We start from the raw sequence: 14,840 nt of genomic DNA on the forward strand, positions 1-14,840 counted from the left end.
ATCAGGCGTTGGCTCTATTTTTCACCAGATCCTCGACCACCGACGGATCGGCCAGGGTCGAGGTGTCGCCCAGGCTGCCCAGTTCGTTTTCGGCGATCTTGCGCAGGATGCGGCGCATGATCTTGCCCGAGCGGGTCTTGGGCAGACCCGGCGCCCATTGCAGGATGTCCGGCGCGGCGAACGGTCCGATCTCCTGGCGCACCCAGAGGATCAGCGTCTTGCGCAGCTCGTCGGTCGCCTCGACGCCCGACTTCAGCGTCACATAGGCATAGACGCCCTGGCCCTTGATGTCGTGCGGATAGCCGACTACCGCGGCCTCGGCGACCGTGTCATGAGCCACCAGGGCGCTCTCGATCTCGGCGGTGCCCAGGCGGTGGCCCGAGACGTTGATCACGTCGTCCACGCGACCGGTGATCCAATAATAGCCGTCGGCGTCGCGCCGGCAGCCGTCGCCGGTGAAATACTTGCCCGGATAGGCGCTGAAATAGGTCTCGAAGAACCTGCCGTGATCGCCGTAGACGGTGCGCATCTGCCCCGGCCAGCTGTCGGTGATCACCAGATTGCCCTCGGTGGCGCCCTCCAGCACCTGGCCCTCGGCGTCGACCAGTTGCAGCTTGACGCCGGGCAGGGGCTTGGTGGCCGAGCCGGGCTTAAGGGCGGTGGCGCCGGGCAGCGGCGAGACGAGGATGCCGCCAGTCTCGGTCTGCCACCAGGTGTCGACGATTGGCAGGCGGTCCTTGCCGACCACGCGGTGGTACCAGAGCCAGGCCTCGGGATTGATCGGCTCGCCGACGCTGCCCAGCAGGCGCAGGGACGACAGGTCGTTCTTCGTCACCCAGTCGTCGCCCTCGCGCATCAGGGCCCGCAGAGCCGTTGGGGCGGTGTAGAAGATCTCGACCTGGTGCTTGTCGACCACCTCCCAGAACCGCGCCGGGGTGGGGTAGTTGGGCACGCCCTCGAAGATCAGGCTGGTCCCGCCATTGGCCAGAGGGCCGTAGACCACATAGCTGTGGCCCGTCACCCAGCCGACATCGGCGGTGCACCAGAACACTTCACCGTTCTTGCCTGGAGCAGAGGGTCGGTAGTCGAACACGACCTCATGGGTCCAGCTGGCCCAGGCCAGGTAGCCGCCGGTGGTGTGCAGCACGCCCTTGGGCTTGCCCGTCGAGCCGGAGGTATAGAGGATGAACAGCGGATCCTCGGCGTTCATCGGCTCGGGCGGGCAGTCCGCCGAGGCGGCCTCTTGGACGTCGTCCCAGACGATGTCGCGGGCGTGCACCAACGGCACGTCGGCGCCGGTCCAGCGGACCATAAGCACCTTGCCCACCCAGGGGCAACTCTCCAGCGCCTTGTCGATATTGGCCTTCAGCGGCACCCGCTTGCCGCCGCGCCTGCCCTCGTCGGCGGTGATCACGAAGTGCGAGGCGCAGTCCTGGATCCGCCCGGCGATGGCGTCGGGCGAGAAGCCGCCGAACACCACCGAATGCACCGCACCGATCCGCGCGCAGGCCAGCATGGCCACCGCGGCGATCGGGATCATCGGCAGGTAGATGGTCACCCGGTCGCCCTTCCGGACACCCTGGTCCTTGAGGACATTGGCCATCTTGCAAACCTGGACGTGCAGCTCGCCATAACTCATCTTCGACGACACGCCCGGATCGTCGCCCTCGAAGATCAGGGCTACCTCGTCCTGGCGATGCGGCAGGTGGCGGTCCAGGCAATTGACCGAGGCGTTGAGCACGCCGTCGGCGTACCAGTGGATGCGGAAGTCGTCCTTGGCGAACGAGACGTCCTTGATCTGGGTCGGTGGCGTGATCCAGTCCAGCCGGGCGGCCAGGTCGCGCCAATAGGCCTCGGGATCGGCCTCGACCCGCGCCAGGGCGGCGTCATAGCCGGCGGCGTCGATATGAGCCTTGCCCGCCCAGTCGTCGGAAACCGGAAAAACCTGTCCGTTGCTCACGCCCTGCACTCCCTTGATCTCGTTGCGGCGGAGTTATGCGCGGCGAGCGGAGCGACGCAAGAAGACCATTGGGGATTCTGGCGGCGCGCCCCATTTCTCTGTATCGCCGCCGCATCGGCGTTAAGGCATCGATAGTCTCTCGCGGAGTTCCAGCCATGCTGCTCGCCCTTTCGACCTGGCCCGAGATCGAGGCCTATCTCGCGACGTCGAAGACCGTAGTGGTGCCGATCGGCTCCAACGAGCAGCATGGGCCCACGGGTTTGCTGGGGACCGACTGGTTGTGCCCGGAGATCATCTCGCACGAGGCCAGCAAACTCTCTTCGAGCGTGCTGGTGGCCCCGACCTTCAATGTCGGCATGGCCCAGCATCACCTGGCCTTTCCGGGCACCATCTTCCTGCGGCCCACGACCTTCATCGCCGCGATCGGCGACTGGGTGCGCTCGCTCGGCGCCCACGGCTTCGAGAAGATCTATTTCCTCAACGGCCATGGCGGCAATGTCGCCTCGATCGAAGCGGCGTTTTCCGAGATCTACGCCGAGTACAGCTTTCGGCGCGAACGCGCGCCGTTCGCGCTGAAGCTCAAGAATTGGTGGGATCTGAGCGGCGTGCTCAGTCTGGCCAATCAGCAGTTCCCGGTCGGCCACGGCAGCCACGCGACCCCGTCCGAGATCGCCGTGACCCAGTGGGCCTATCCAGGTAGCATCAAGTCGGCGGACTATGAGCCCAGGATCGCCCCGACCGGCCCGATCCGCGAGGCTCTGGACTTCCGCGCCCGCTACGCTGACGGCCGCATGGGCTCCGACCCGGCCCAGGCCACGCCCGAAAAGGGCGGCGCGCTGGTAGCCCAGGCGGCCCAGTCGCTGATCGACGACCTGGCGGCGTTCTCGGCGGAAGAGCGGGTGTAAGGATCGTGGGCGCTGATGGGGACATGCGCATGCGCATGTCCCCACTCGTATCTACCGCGGGATCTCGCTGATCTTGGTCAGGGCCACCTGGCGGTACACCGCCGTGATCTCGAAATAGCGCCCGAACGCGCCGTGGAACTGGTCCACGGCCTGCTTGACGCCGGGGCCGCCGATTTCGCTGATGTCGTGCCAGTAGTCGTCGAGCACCATCAGGCCGCCGACGCTGAGCAGGCTGGCACAGAAGCACAGGTCGATCAGAACGGCCAAGGCGGTGTGGCTGCCATCGACATAGATCAGGTCGAAGCCTTCACCGACCTGCAGCATGCGCGGCAGCTCATAGGTCGAGAACCCCTTGCGGGCGGTCATCGACCGGAACGAGGTCTTGGCCATGTTGCGGTGAAAGCGCGGCTCGACGGCGTGGTATTTCTCTTCCGGGTTCAGGGCCTCGTCGAACCAGGGGTCGATCACCGTGACATCCAGGCGATTGGGGATCAGCCAGTCCATGAAGGCCAGGTTGCGGCCCTCATAGGCGCCGATCTCCAGGTATCGGATCGGCGCGTCGCCGCGTTTGGCCGCGAAGTCGCGCAGCAGGGGCGTGACGAACGGAATGTTATTGGACGCCCAGCCCGAGGTGAACTCGTAGCCAACCTGTTCGCTGTGGGCGTCGAAGGCCTCGACCACCGTGTGGTCGCGCTTGGCCAGCAGGGTGCGGGCCAAATCTGGAGCGAAGCGCGGATTGACCTTGGCGAACGAGCGCAGCTTGTCGCCCAGGCCGCGCGCGTCGTGGGCGTCGGTCAGCTCGGCGTCGAAATTCGGATTGGACCCGTCGGCCATGGCGCGGTTTCCCGGTTTCAGTCGGCGAGAAGCCTAGGCGGAACGGGTTAAGGGCGGGTTCTTTCTCAACAAATACCGCTCATTCCGGCGAATGCCGGGACCCAGCTGGAGTAGCGCTGGGCCTGACGCCAAGAGCGCTGAGCCCCTCCATCAGCCACACCGCTATGGGATCTGGGTCCCGGCATTCGCCGCGATGAGCGGAGTCAGAGCGCGACGATCTGGCCATCCTGCACGTCTACCGGCCAAGCCGTCAGCGCCACGGCCTGACAAGGCCCCGCCACCATGGCGCCATCGTCGATGCGGAACAGAGCCGCGTGGCCGCCGCACAGGATCAGGTCATTGTCGCGAGTCAGAAATCGGCCGCTCGGACCGGCCAATGGCCAGCCGGCATGCGGGCAGCTGTCGACATAGCCGACCACCGCTTCGCCCCGCCGCACCACGAAGCCGGCGAACACCGCGTCGCCCTCGCGAAAGCGAAACCCCCGCGCGCCCGGCGAGGCGATCTCGTCCAGCAGGCAAAGCACGGCGCCAGACGTGGGGCGGGCGGGGTTCACGGCGCGTCGATCCCCACCGGCCACTCGTGGATGTCGATCCGCGCGAACAGCTTGGCCAACGTATAGGGGTCGTTGGCCGAGAAGCGCCGGGCGGCGGCGAGGTCCGCGCACTCCACCGCCATCAGCGAGCCGCACATCGCCCCGCCCTCGTCCAACAGATAGGCCCCGAACCGGTACTCGGCCGCCTGGGCGCGGACATAGTCCAGATGAGCGGGCCGCGTTTCGGCGCGCAACGTCGTGGCGTGGGGGCGGTCCAGGCAGTGCAAGGCGAAGAGCGGCATCACGGCTTAGAGGCTGCCGATCGCCAGCCGCCAGGGATGGACCTCGACGCTCTCGAAAACGCCAGCGGCGGTGAAGGGGTCGCCATCGGCCTGAGCCTGGGCGCCGGCCAGGTCGTCCGCCTCGACCACGATGAGCGAACCGATCGGACCGCCAGCGTCGTCGAGCAGGGCGCCGGCCAGCTTCAGGTTTGGGCTGTTGTTCAGATAATCCAGGTGGGTCGGGCGGGTGGCCAGGCGGGTCTCGAGCGCGCCGGGCTTGTCCTTGCAGATGATGGCGTAGAGCGGCATGGGGCGGGTCCTTTTGGAATGCTGATGGGGACAGGCGCATGCGCCTGTCCCCAATCGTGGTTTAGGCCTCAGCCTTCAGCGGTCGCGACAGTAGGCCGAGGATCGCGCTGTTGACATCGACTTCGCCGGCCAGGATGGCGGCGACGGCTTCGCAGATCGGGGTCTCGACACCCAGGGAGCGGGCCAGGGCGCGAACGGCGGGGGCGGAGGCCACGCCCTCGGCCACCGAGACCTTGCCGGCCAGGGCCTGTTCCAGGGTCTGGCCGGCCCCAAGCGCCAGGCCGACGCTCATGTTGCGCGACTGCGGGCTGGAGCAGGTGAGCACCAGGTCGCCCAGGCCGCACAGGCCGGCCACCGTCTCGGCCTTGCCGCCGAGGGCCACGGCCAGACGGGTCAGTTCGGCGAAGCCGCGGGTGATCAGGGCGGCGTGGGCGCTGCGGCCCAGGTCCTTGCCCTCGACGATGCCGCAGGCGATGGCCAGCACGTTCTTGACCGCCCCGCCGGCCTCGGCCCCGATGACGTCGGCGGCGAGATAGGGGCGGAAGGCCGGGATGGCGATGGCCTCGACGATGGCCATGCCCAGGGCTTCGTCCTCGCAGGCCAGGGTGACGGCTGTGGGCAGGCCGCGCGCCACCTCGCCGGCGAAGCTGGGACCCGACAGCACGGCGATCGGATTGCCCGGCAGCACCTCGCCGGCGACCTCGCTCATGAGTTTGAGCGAGCCCTGCTCAACGCCCTTGGAACACAGCACCACCGGGACGCGGGGCTGCAGGTGCGGCTTCAAGGCCGTCAGCGCCGAGCGCAGGTGCTGGGCCGGCGGCACGGCCAGGATCAGGTCGCAGGCCGCCAGAGCCGCCATGTCGGCCGAGGCGATGACCGTGTCGTCCAGCAGCACGCCGGGCAGGAACATGGTGTTCTCGTGGCGGGCGGCGATCGAGGCGACCACCTCAGCCTCGCGGGCCTGCAGGGTGACCTTCAGCCCGGCCCGGGCGCAGACCTGGGCCAGGGCGGTGCCCCAGGCTCCGGCGCCGATGACGCCCGCGTGCGTGAAGGTCATGCCTTGGCTCCCTTGCGGCCGAAGTTGTTGCTCGGATGGGATAACGCTGCGGCCTCGTCCAGCGGCCAACGCGGACGCGCCACGGCGTCCAGGTCGTCTGAAATCCCGGCCGCCAGCCGCTCGGCCCCGGCCAGGGCGATCATCGCGGCGTTGTCGGTGCAATAGGCCAGGGGGGGCGCGTCGAAGGAAAAGCCGTTGTCGTCGCAGGCCTTGCGCAGCGCGGCTTTCACGGCGCCATTGGCCGCGACGCCGCCGGCCACCACGAAGCGCAAGGCCTGGCCCGGATGGCTAGCGGCATAGAGCTTCATGGCCCGGTCGGTGCGTTCCGACAGCTGGCGGGCGATGGCGAACTGCACGGCGGCGGCCAGGTCTGCGCGCTCGGTGTCGTTGGTGACCTTCTCGGCCAGCCGCGCGGCGGCGGTCTTCAGGCCGGAGAACGAGAAGTCGCAGTCCTTGCGACCCAGCAGGGCGCGCGGCAGGTTGAACTGGGTGGGGTCGCCGCTCGTCGCCAGCTTTTCCAGGGCCGGGCCGCCGGGATAGGGCAGGCCCAGGCTCTTGGCGATCTTGTCGAAGGCCTCGCCGGCCGCGTCGTCGATGGTGGTGCCCAGGCGCGTGCAGGCCCCGACGCCGGCCACTTCCAGCAGTTGGCAATGGCCGCCGGAGACCAGCAGCAGCAGGAACGGATAGGCGATCTCCGCCCCCAGTCGCGCCGAGACCGCGTGGCCCTCCAGGTGGTTGACCGCCACCAGCGGCAGGTCGCGGGCCAGGGCGACGGCCTTGCCGAACGCCAACCCGACCATCACCCCGCCCACCAAGCCCGGCCCGGCGGTGGCGGCGACGCCGTCCAGGTCCGCGAAACCGAGCCCCGCCGCGCGCATCGCCTGGGCCACCACGCCGTCGATGGCCTCGACATGGGCGCGCGCGGCGATCTCGGGCACCACGCCGCCGAACGGGGCATGCTGCTCGAACTGAGTGCCTACGATCGACGACAGCACCTCGACGCGGCCGTCCGCGCTGCGCCGCACCACGGACGCGGCTGTCTCGTCGCAGCTGGTCTCCAGCCCGAGGACGGTCAGGGTCGATTGCGTGGGGCCAGGTTGCTTAAGGGTGGTCATTCGGTTGCGGGGTTCCCGCCGCTCCTGTAGCAGCGAAGGCTTCTTATCGCTCTGCAGGTAACGCCCCCACCGTGTCCCGGCAACCCATCCGCATCGGCGCGCGCGGCTCCAAGCTGTCGCTGGCCCAGTCTGGCTTGATGCAGGCCCGCATCGCGGCCGCCCTCGGCGCGGGACCCGACGACATCGAGTCGTTCGCCCAGCTGATCCCGATCGTCACCAGCGGCGACCGCATCCAGGACCGCCGGCTGATGGAGATCGGCGGCAAGGGGCTGTTCACCAAGGAGATCGAGGAGGCCCTGATCGAGGGTCGCATCGACTGCGCCATCCATTCGCTGAAGGACATGCCCGCCGAGCTGCCGCCAGGCCTGGTGCTGGCGGCCGTGCCCGAGCGCGAGGACCCGCGTGACGCCTTCATCAGCCACTTCGCCGAGCGGCTGGAAGACCTGCCCAAGGGCGCGCGCCTGGGCACCGCCTCGCTACGCAGGCAAGCCCAGGCCCTGAACGTGCGGCCGGACCTCGAGATCGTCATGCTGCGCGGCAATGTCGACACCCGCCTGGCCAAGCTGGAGCGTGGCGAGGCCGACGCCATCCTGCTGGCCCAGTCTGGCCTGAATCGCCTGGGCCTGGGCCATCTGCCGCGCAGTTGGCTTGATCCGATCGCCGCCCCGCCGGCCCCGGGCCAGGGCGCCCTGGTCATCGAGACCCGCGCCGAGGATGTCGACCTGCCCTGGCTGCAGGCCGTGCGTTGCCAGGCCACCACCCTCGCCGTGGCCGCCGAGCGCGGAGCGCTCTACGCCCTGGAAGGCTCGTGCCGCACGGCGGTCGGCGCCTATGCCCGGCTGGAGGGCCTGACCCTGACGATGATCGTCGAGGCCCTGACTCCGGACGGCGCCCACCGTTTCCGCCGCGAGGGCTCGGTCACCCTGTCCAGCCTCGACGCCACCGACCAGGCCCGAGCCCTGGGGTTGGAGCTGGGCGGCGCCGTGCGGGTCGAGGGCGGTCCGGCCCTGATCCTCACCGAGTAGGGCCATGACCGGCGAGTCGCGGCGGATTTGGGTCACCCGGGCCTCGCCGGGCGCGGAGGCCACCGCCGCTCGTCTTGAGGCCATGGGCTTCACACCGCTGGTCGATCCGTTGCTGACCGTGCGCGACCTGTCGCCGGTGATCGACCTGACGGGCGTGGCGGCTCTGGCCTTCACCAGCGTCAACGGCGTCTCGGCCTTCGCCCGCGCCAGCCCTGACCGCTCGCGTCGTGCGTTCGCGGTTGGTGACCGCACCGCCGCCGCCGCCCGCGAGGCGGGCTTTGCCCGGGTGGAGTCCGCTGAAGGCGACGTCGAGGCCTTGGCGTGGCTGATCGCTGGCGAGGCCGCCGAGTTGGACGGCGTCGTGCTCCATCCCGGCGCCCTGGAGCCGGCCGGAGATCTGGTGGCGCCGCTCGCCGAGGCGGGAGTCACCGCGATCCGCCTGGCGCTTTACGAGACCGTCGCGCGCGATCCCGCCCCGACCACCTTGGCGGCGATCGACACCCTCGCGGCGGCGCTGGTGTATTCGCCCCGAGCCGCGCGGACCTTGGCGGCTCTGCTCGCTCACTGTCCCGCTCCGCGTCTGAGGATCCTGTGCCTGTCGCCCGCGGTCGCCGCGCCGCTTGGAGCGTTGGGCCTTACGGGAGGCCTAAGGTCTGTGACGTGCGCGCCGCGCCCGACCGAAACCGCGCTGTTGAGCTTACTCACGCTGTAGCTGAGCGATTGCGCGGCGCGGCGGCGTGGGGCACGAATGGACTCATGACCACTGCTTCCGACCCCGCTGAAATCGTCGCGCCGCGCGACCCGGCGCTCTATGCGCCCCGGCGCCGGCTGGGCCTGGGCGTCTGGGCGGTCGTCGTCTTCGGCCTGGTCTGCCTGGCGCTGGGCGCGGGGCTGGCGCGATTCGGCCCGACGGCGTTCCCCCATGCCAAGCCGCCGGCCCCGGCGGCCCCCGTGTCGGATATCGCATCGGCCTCCCCAACCTACCCCGTCCTGCCTCCGTCCGTCGCGGCCGCCGCGCCCGCGCCCGATATCGAGATCGGGCGCCTGGAGGCGCGTCTCGCCGTCCTGGAAAACGGCCAGCAGCGCGCGATCGACGCCGCCGCCGCCGCCCTGGCCGCCGCCACCCTGGCCGACGCCGCCGGCACGGCGCGGCCCTTCAGCCAGGAACTGGCCGGGTTGGGGCGCATGTTGCCTCTGTCGTCCGACCTGCGCGCCCTGAACCGCCTGGCCCAGACCGGCGCCCCCACCCGATCGGGCCTCGCCGCCGAGTTCGAGGCCCTGGCCGGCCGCGCGGACGTCGCCGCCCGCGATCCGGGACGCGCGGGCGATTTCCTCGCCAAGCTGCGCCACGCCTTGTCGAGGATCGTCTCGATCCGCCAGGTCGGCGCGACCCAGGGCTCGACCCCGGACGCCCTGCTCGGCCGGGCCCAGAAGCTGTTGAACGAGGGCGACATCGAAGGCGCGCTGGCGGCGATCGAGCCGCTGCCCGCAAGCGCTCAGACCATCCTGGCGCCTTGGCGCGCCACCGCAGAGCGCCGGGTCGAGATCGATCGCCACATCGCAGCCCTCCGCGCCGACGCCCTGGCCGGCCTGGTTCAGGTGACTCGGTCCCCGGCGGCCGCCCCGGTGGGGACGCCATGATCCGCGCGGCGTTCGTCTTCTTCGTCGTCGCGGCCATCGCCGTGGCGGTGGTCGCCCTGACCGGCGAACCGGGCGCGGCCAGCCTGGACTGGATGGGCTGGCGGGTCGAGATGACCGCCGTGGCCGCCGCCCTGCTGACCCTGTTCACCGCCCTGCTCGCGACCATCCTGTGGCGCGGCCTGCTATGGGTGGTCGAGGCGCCGCGGCGCGCCGCCCGCGCCCAGGCCGAGTCCAGGCGCAAGCAGGGGATCGAGGCCCTGTCGCGTGGCTTTCTGGCCGTGGCCGCCGGCGACGGCTCCGAGGCTCGCCGCCTGGCTCAAAAGGCCGCCGAACTGGCCGAAGACGCCCCTGCGCTGATCCGGGTGCTGGCCGCCCAGGCCGCCGAGGCCGCGGGCGATCATGTCGCCGCCCGCCAAGCCTACAACGCCATGCTCGGCTTTCCCGAGATGCGGCTGGCCGGCCTGCGCGGCCTGATGCAGACCGCCTCGGCCGAAGGCGACAAGACCCTGGCCCTGCGCCATGCCGAGACCGCCTATGGTCTGGCCAAGACCGCCCGTTGGGCCTGGCGGGCCCTGCTGGAGGCGCGGCTGGAGGTCGGAGACTGGAAGGCCGCTCTTGATCTCGTCCAAGGCGCGCTGGAGCGCAAGATCGTGCCGCCCTTGGTCGCCGAGCGGGCTCGCGCCGCCTTGCTGGCCGCCTCGGCCGCCGCCCTGGAAGAGTCCGACGATCCCAGGGGTCTGACCCAGGCGCTCGACTTCGCCGTTCAGTCGGCCCGGCTGAAGCCCGACTTCGCCCCCGGCGTGGTCATGGCCGCCCGCCTGCTGGCTGACGACGGCAAGGCCGCAAAGGCCGGCAGCCTGCTGGAAGCGGCCTGGAAGCTGTCGCCCCATCCGGCCCTGTGGTTGGCCTATCGCGACCTGAAGACCAATGAGACGCCCAAGGTCCGGTCCGCCCGCCTGGCGACCCTGGCTAACCTCAAGCCCGAGGCGCGAGAGAGCCAGTTGCTGAAGGTGGAGAGCGCCCTGGTCGGCGGCGATCCGGTGGCGGCCCGCGCCGCCGCGCGCCTGCTGCCGCAAGAAGCGCTGACGGCGCGGATCGCCGGCCTGATGTCGCGCGTCGCCTACGCCAACGGCGAGGCCGACGAGGCTCGCGCCTGGATCGCCCGCGGCGCGGCCGCCCCGCAGGAAGCCGACTGGTCGGACCTCGACCCCGAAGGCCGGGCCTTCGCCTATGCCCGCGAGGACTGGGCTCGGCTGACCGTCAGCTACGCCGAGACCGGCGAGTTGATCCACCCGCGGTTCGAGCGCCGCGAGCGCACGATGAGCGAACGGCCCCAGCTGCCCTCGGCCTATGCCGAATCCACGCCCTTCGTTCGGGCCGCCGAGACTGGTGGCGCCCTGATGCCGATCCCCGACGACCCCGGAGTCTTCGACACCAGGGTCTCTTTGGATGGCGGATCGGACGGCGGACCCGACGGTCCGGCGCCCCGTCGCAACGGTGGTTCACGCCGACGCTTGGCAAGTGGCCCGCGCGCCGCTAAATAGGCCCCTCTTCGCGCCGCCCAGTGATTTGGGCGGTGGGAACACCAGGTCCCAGGCCCCGTCCTGGAACGAAGCGCGCCGCTTTAGCTCAGCTGGTAGAGCACCTCATTCGTAATGAGGGGGTCACAGGTTCGAGTCCTGTAAGCGGCACCACCACTTCCGATAGGGTTGGAAGTTGGTGACAGGCCAAAAGGCCGCAAACCTACTCTCTTCCTCATTTCGAGGCTAAAGCGCCTTAAACCTTAGTGGCGCATTCGTGATACGTAGGTCAGGTGCGCGGGCCACCTAGGCAGCACCACCACTTCCAGCAGGATTAGACATTTGGACCTGCCCAACGCCCTAAAACCGGTTGTGGTGTGGGTCGGTGGTGGGTGTGGCTTTCGCTGGAGAGGCAGCTTGGTCGGCGCGGAAGCCATAAATTTTGTGCCGGTCGAGCGACAAGTCCAAGACGCTTTCCAACTTGACGCCTTCGCTTAAGCTGCGGTGGTGATTCGGGAAGGGTTGAGTTCTATGCAACCAGAGGCCGTGCGTCTTCTCTGCGGTGATGCGTTGCAATCCGTGCAGCAGCTTCCGGCTGGGAAGTTCAACCTGATAATTTCGTCTCCGCCCTATAATATAGGTAAATCTTACGAACGTAGCGACAAGCTGACACTCGAAGAATATACAGCCTGGCAAGAAACCGTGGCGGAGGCGCTAGTCAATACTCTCGCCGAAGACGGATCTATCTGCTGGCAGGTTGGAAACTACGTCAAAGACGGTGAACTAGTCCCGCTAGATATAATATTTTACAACATATTTAAATCTCTAGGTCTTAGACTGAGAAACAGAATAATCTGGCGATATAATTTCGGATATAATGCTGATCGTCGCTTTTCAGGACGTTATGAGACGGTCCTGTGGTTTACAAAGACGGATAGTTATAAATTTAATCTCGATCCGGTCCGAATTCCTCAAATCTATCCCGGAAAGCGCCACAGCGCTGCCAAGGGTGAGCGAGCCGGAAAGCCCAGCGGAAACCCGAGGGGCAAAAATCCCTCAGACTACTGGGAATTCTCCGCCGACAAGGATTTCAAGGAAAATCCTGTCTGGGACATTCCTAATGTCAAGGCTGGCCACCCTGAGCGGACCGATCACCCTTGCCAATTTCCCGTCGAGCTTGTTGAGCGGTGTGTCCTGGCGCTGACGGACCCTGGCGACAATGTGCTGGATCCTTTCGTCGGCGCTGGAGCGTCAGTCATTGCCGCAGAGAAACATGGCCGAGTTGGCTTCGGGATCGATAAGGAGCCGGAATTCATCAAAATCGCCTCCGAGCGTCTGGCTCTGCTCAAGGAGGGCGCATTGCCTCTTAGGCCGCTGGGGCGTCCGGTCCGGAGGCCGCAAGCGAATGAACGGGTCGCTACTACACCGGCTGAATGGCTTGCGGTAAGTGAAGTTTAAGGGGGAGTGGGGGCAGATGGCGAAAGCTGGCGGAAAGAAGGGCAAAAAGGCCCCAAAAGTTAAAAAGACCCCGGAACAGCTTCTGGCTGAAAAGGAGAAGCGTGCCAAAGCTAAGATTAAGAGGGACCACGAAAAGCTTATTCAGAAGCTCATTTCAGCTACTGGGTTTAAGCAGTTGACCTCGCTTATAGATAAGCAGTTCACATTTAAGGGTCAGCAGTCCGATTTTGACGATGTATTCATATATGAAAACGTGGTCATCGTTGTCGAGTACACTGCCTCCGTTTCTAACATTGGCGAACACCTCAAACTTAAAAAAATACCCTTCGATCACATATATAACAATCAATCCGATTTTATCGCTTTTCTAAAGAGTGGATTCCCAGAATTTGCTCAAGAAGCAAAATCGATATATCCAAACCACTCGTACCGCGTCGTTGTTCTATATTGTTCTAGGTATGAATTTAAAGTGACCTATAAGGACCAAGTGACTTCCGCAAAATACATGGATTACAATATTGCCATGTATTTTTCTAACCTCGCTGCCACCATCCGGCACTCTGCGAGGCATGAGCTGTTACAATTTATGGATGTTCCTGCCGGCGAAGTGGGAATGGATGTCCTGAACACGCAAGGCGCGACAGAAGAGAAATTTAGGGGATCTGTTCTTCCGTCATCCCACTCCATGTTTGAGGACGGCTATAAGGTAATATCATTTTACGCTAACCCTGCGGCTCTTTTACAGAGGGCCTATGTTTTGAGGCGAGAAGGGTGGCGCGATGAAGCCGGCCTATATCAGAGAATCATCGGGAAAAAGAAGGTAGATCTAATAAGATCCTATCTTCTGGAAAAGAAGCGCGTCTTCGTAAACAATATTATTGTAACTATACCTGACGATGCGATGATTTATGGCGACGATGGACATACCCAAGACGCAGACGCGGTTAAGAAAACGCAGTCTGCGACGGTATCTCTTCCGAAACGGCATAACTCTATTGGAATAATCGACGGGCAGCATCGGGTTTTTTCATACTATGAGGGTGGTGATCACGACGAAGAAATAGGGCAAATGCGCCAGGTCCAAAATCTACTTGTGACAGGCGTAATGTTTCCTCCCGGGACATCTGATGGCGATAAGCTGAAGTTTGAAGCACGACTGTTTGCTGAAATCAATGCTAATCAGACCAGTGTTCCCCCGGCTCTTCTTCAAGAAATAGATCTTATACTCAAACCGTTTAGCCCTATTTCCATCGCCAAGCGCGTTATCACGCTTATGAATGACAGGTCAGGCCCGTTTAACAACGAATTTGCTAGATATAGTCATGATGTCGAGAAAATTAAGACATCGTCAATTGTGAGCTTTGGTCTTAAGCAGGTTGTTAAACTTGATAGCGATGAATCGCTGTTTTCGGTTTGGGACAAGCCGAATAAGGGGCTTCTTCTTGAAGGCAAGGATCAGGATCTACTATCTGAGTACGTCGAATTCTGCTTTAAAATTATTTCAGAATATTTTATTGAAATAAGAAAAGCGCTGCCGAACGGTAGTTGGGTTACTTCTAGAAAAGATCAGTTCTATTTTCTAAACACTGTCAATATTAATGGAACTATACTCTTCCAGAGGGAAATACTCCGCGCTCAGGGAAAGCTTGATCCATCCGAACTTGATGGGAAGCTCGATTTCCTAAAGACGTTCGAGTTCTCGAAGTACAAGTCCAGCCAGTATAATCGAATGTCGCAGGACATGTACGCGCTTTATGCGGCCAGCGAGCAGCAAGCGGGGCCTACCTCGGCTTCGGTTTGACGCTGGCGATAGAGATCGCTTCAGCGTCGCGTCCAATCGACAAATTCTTTGAGCAGCTTTGATGGGTCGTGACCGAGGGCTTCAGCGACCTGGCAAAACTCGATCACATCGATCCGACGTTCGCGCCGCTCGACTTTCGACACGAAGCTCTGGGGGCGATCCAGGCGAGCGGCCAATTCCACCTGGGTAACGCCGGCAGCCTTACGGGCTTCAACGAGGAATCGAACGAATTCCTGATGCCGCTGCGTGAAGACCGATGACGGCAATGAGCGCCCCTGCGAGGTGAGGCGCTTCCGTTAAATCCTATCTTGGGATATCCCAGAACGGGTTATTTCGGCTGAATCGGTTGATGCGGCTCCGCCTGCTGTTGATGAATGATTGCAAGAAATGAGTGGGGCTTA

Annotated in this window: 15 protein-coding genes and 1 tRNA gene; 8 read left to right on the forward strand and 8 right to left on the reverse strand. The window is 65.2% G+C overall.

The genetic code is table 11. From position 1 onward, the window contains the following. Nucleotide 1: 1 nt before the first annotated feature. Nucleotides 2-1,960 carry an acetate--CoA ligase gene (acs, locus tag ACP7AG_RS01075; RefSeq protein WP_426029472.1) on the reverse strand — a complete coding sequence of 653 codons (1,959 nt, stop codon included), beginning with the start codon at nt 1,958-1,960 and terminating at the stop codon, nt 2-4. Nucleotides 1,961-2,115: 155 nt separating this feature from the next. Here acs and ACP7AG_RS01080 point away from each other — a divergent pair, with 155 nt between their 5' ends. Beyond that, entirely contained in the window at nt 2,116-2,865 is a 750-nt protein-coding gene (locus tag ACP7AG_RS01080) for a creatininase family protein (RefSeq protein ID WP_426029473.1), read from the forward strand. Between the two features lie 51 nt (nt 2,866-2,916). Here the strand turns inward: ACP7AG_RS01080 and ACP7AG_RS01085 are convergent, their stop codons facing one another. The 6 genes from ACP7AG_RS01085 to tsaD all read right to left on the reverse strand — a co-directional run bounded on the left by ACP7AG_RS01085 (nt 2,917) and on the right by tsaD (nt 6,994). Beyond that, entirely contained in the window at nt 2,917-3,699 is a 783-nt protein-coding gene (locus ACP7AG_RS01085; RefSeq protein WP_426010755.1) for a class I SAM-dependent methyltransferase, read from the reverse strand. 203 nt (nt 3,700-3,902) lie between these two features. Continuing rightward, complete coding sequence (locus ACP7AG_RS01090; protein ID WP_426029474.1) at nt 3,903-4,253, reverse strand: Rieske (2Fe-2S) protein; 351 nt, start codon at nt 4,251-4,253, stop codon at nt 3,903-3,905. Then, nucleotides 4,250-4,534: a YciI family protein gene (locus ACP7AG_RS01095; RefSeq protein WP_426010757.1), complete on the reverse strand. Its 285-nt coding sequence runs from the start codon at nt 4,532-4,534 to the stop codon at nt 4,250-4,252. The genes ACP7AG_RS01090 and ACP7AG_RS01095 overlap by 4 nt, the downstream gene beginning before the upstream one ends. Before the next feature lie 6 nt (nt 4,535-4,540). After that, entirely contained in the window at nt 4,541-4,822 is a 282-nt protein-coding gene (locus tag ACP7AG_RS01100) for a YciI family protein (protein WP_426010758.1), read from the reverse strand. Nucleotides 4,823-4,883: 61 nt separating this feature from the next. Continuing rightward, nucleotides 4,884-5,879 carry an NAD(P)H-dependent glycerol-3-phosphate dehydrogenase gene (locus ACP7AG_RS01105; protein ID WP_426029475.1) on the reverse strand — a complete coding sequence of 332 codons (996 nt, stop codon included), beginning with the start codon at nt 5,877-5,879 and terminating at the stop codon, nt 4,884-4,886. Next, nucleotides 5,876-6,994 (reverse strand): tRNA (adenosine(37)-N6)-threonylcarbamoyltransferase complex transferase subunit TsaD, encoded by a 1,119-nt coding sequence (gene tsaD, locus ACP7AG_RS01110; RefSeq protein WP_426029476.1) that lies wholly within the window; start codon nt 6,992-6,994, stop codon nt 5,876-5,878. The genes ACP7AG_RS01105 and tsaD overlap by 4 nt, the downstream gene beginning before the upstream one ends. Before the next feature lie 71 nt (nt 6,995-7,065). Here tsaD and hemC point away from each other — a divergent pair, with 71 nt between their 5' ends. The 7 genes from hemC (at nt 7,066) to ACP7AG_RS01145 (ending at nt 14,439) form a co-directional block, all read left to right on the forward strand. Further along, entirely contained in the window at nt 7,066-8,019 is a 954-nt protein-coding gene (gene hemC, locus ACP7AG_RS01115; RefSeq protein ID WP_426029477.1) for a hydroxymethylbilane synthase, read from the forward strand. A gap of 4 nt (nt 8,020-8,023) precedes the next feature. Next, nucleotides 8,024-8,731, forward strand: a complete 708-nt coding sequence (locus ACP7AG_RS01120; RefSeq protein WP_426010765.1) for a uroporphyrinogen-III synthase — start codon at nt 8,024-8,026, stop codon at nt 8,729-8,731. A 44-nt stretch (nt 8,732-8,775) separates the two neighbouring features. Next, nucleotides 8,776-9,660, forward strand: coding sequence for a COG4223 family protein (locus ACP7AG_RS01125; protein WP_426029478.1), 885 nt, complete (start codon nt 8,776-8,778; stop codon nt 9,658-9,660). After that, entirely contained in the window at nt 9,657-11,204 is a 1,548-nt protein-coding gene (locus ACP7AG_RS01130) for a heme biosynthesis protein HemY (protein WP_426029479.1), read from the forward strand. Before ACP7AG_RS01125 ends, ACP7AG_RS01130 begins: the two co-directional genes overlap by 4 nt. Nucleotides 11,205-11,278: 74 nt before the next feature. Continuing rightward, nucleotides 11,279-11,354 (forward strand) — tRNA-Thr (locus tag ACP7AG_RS01135). Nucleotides 11,355-11,711: 357 nt separating this feature from the next. Next, a complete protein-coding gene (locus ACP7AG_RS01140; protein ID WP_426029480.1) occupies nt 11,712-12,638 on the forward strand; it encodes a DNA-methyltransferase in 927 nt (308 codons plus the stop codon). Between the two features lie 16 nt (nt 12,639-12,654). Beyond that, entirely contained in the window at nt 12,655-14,439 is a 1,785-nt protein-coding gene (locus ACP7AG_RS01145; RefSeq protein WP_426029481.1) for a DGQHR domain-containing protein, read from the forward strand. Nucleotides 14,440-14,459: 20 nt separating this feature from the next. Here the strand turns inward: ACP7AG_RS01145 and ACP7AG_RS01150 are convergent, their stop codons facing one another. Further along, nucleotides 14,460-14,621 carry a hypothetical protein gene (locus ACP7AG_RS01150; protein WP_426029519.1) on the reverse strand — a complete coding sequence of 54 codons (162 nt, stop codon included), beginning with the start codon at nt 14,619-14,621 and terminating at the stop codon, nt 14,460-14,462. Nucleotides 14,622-14,840 lie beyond the last annotated feature (219 nt).

This window comes from Caulobacter sp. DWP3-1-3b2, from assembly GCF_049896325.1.
Lineage (GTDB): Bacteria > Pseudomonadota > Alphaproteobacteria > Caulobacterales > Caulobacteraceae > Caulobacter.

Coding starts and splice junctions, on each gene's coding strand:
- ACP7AG_RS01120 (WP_426010765.1), top strand. CDS start 8,024: ATGACCGGCGAGTCGCGGCGGATTTGGGTCACCCGGGCCTCGCCGGGC.
- ACP7AG_RS01105 (WP_426029475.1), bottom strand. CDS start 5,879: ATGACCTTCACGCACGCGGGCGTCATCGGCGCCGGAGCCTGGGGCACC.
- ACP7AG_RS01080 (WP_426029473.1), top strand. CDS start 2,116: ATGCTGCTCGCCCTTTCGACCTGGCCCGAGATCGAGGCCTATCTCGCG.
- tsaD (WP_426029476.1), bottom strand. CDS start 6,994: ATGACCACCCTTAAGCAACCTGGCCCCACGCAATCGACCCTGACCGTC.
- ACP7AG_RS01085 (WP_426010755.1), bottom strand. CDS start 3,699: ATGGCCGACGGGTCCAATCCGAATTTCGACGCCGAGCTGACCGACGCC.
- ACP7AG_RS01100 (WP_426010758.1), bottom strand. CDS start 4,822: ATGCCGCTCTACGCCATCATCTGCAAGGACAAGCCCGGCGCGCTCGAG.
- ACP7AG_RS01145 (WP_426029481.1), top strand. CDS start 12,655: ATGGCGAAAGCTGGCGGAAAGAAGGGCAAAAAGGCCCCAAAAGTTAAA.
- ACP7AG_RS01095 (WP_426010757.1), bottom strand. CDS start 4,534: ATGCCGCTCTTCGCCTTGCACTGCCTGGACCGCCCCCACGCCACGACG.
- ACP7AG_RS01125 (WP_426029478.1), top strand. CDS start 8,776: ATGACCACTGCTTCCGACCCCGCTGAAATCGTCGCGCCGCGCGACCCG.
- ACP7AG_RS01130 (WP_426029479.1), top strand. CDS start 9,657: ATGATCCGCGCGGCGTTCGTCTTCTTCGTCGTCGCGGCCATCGCCGTG.
- ACP7AG_RS01140 (WP_426029480.1), top strand. CDS start 11,712: ATGCAACCAGAGGCCGTGCGTCTTCTCTGCGGTGATGCGTTGCAATCC.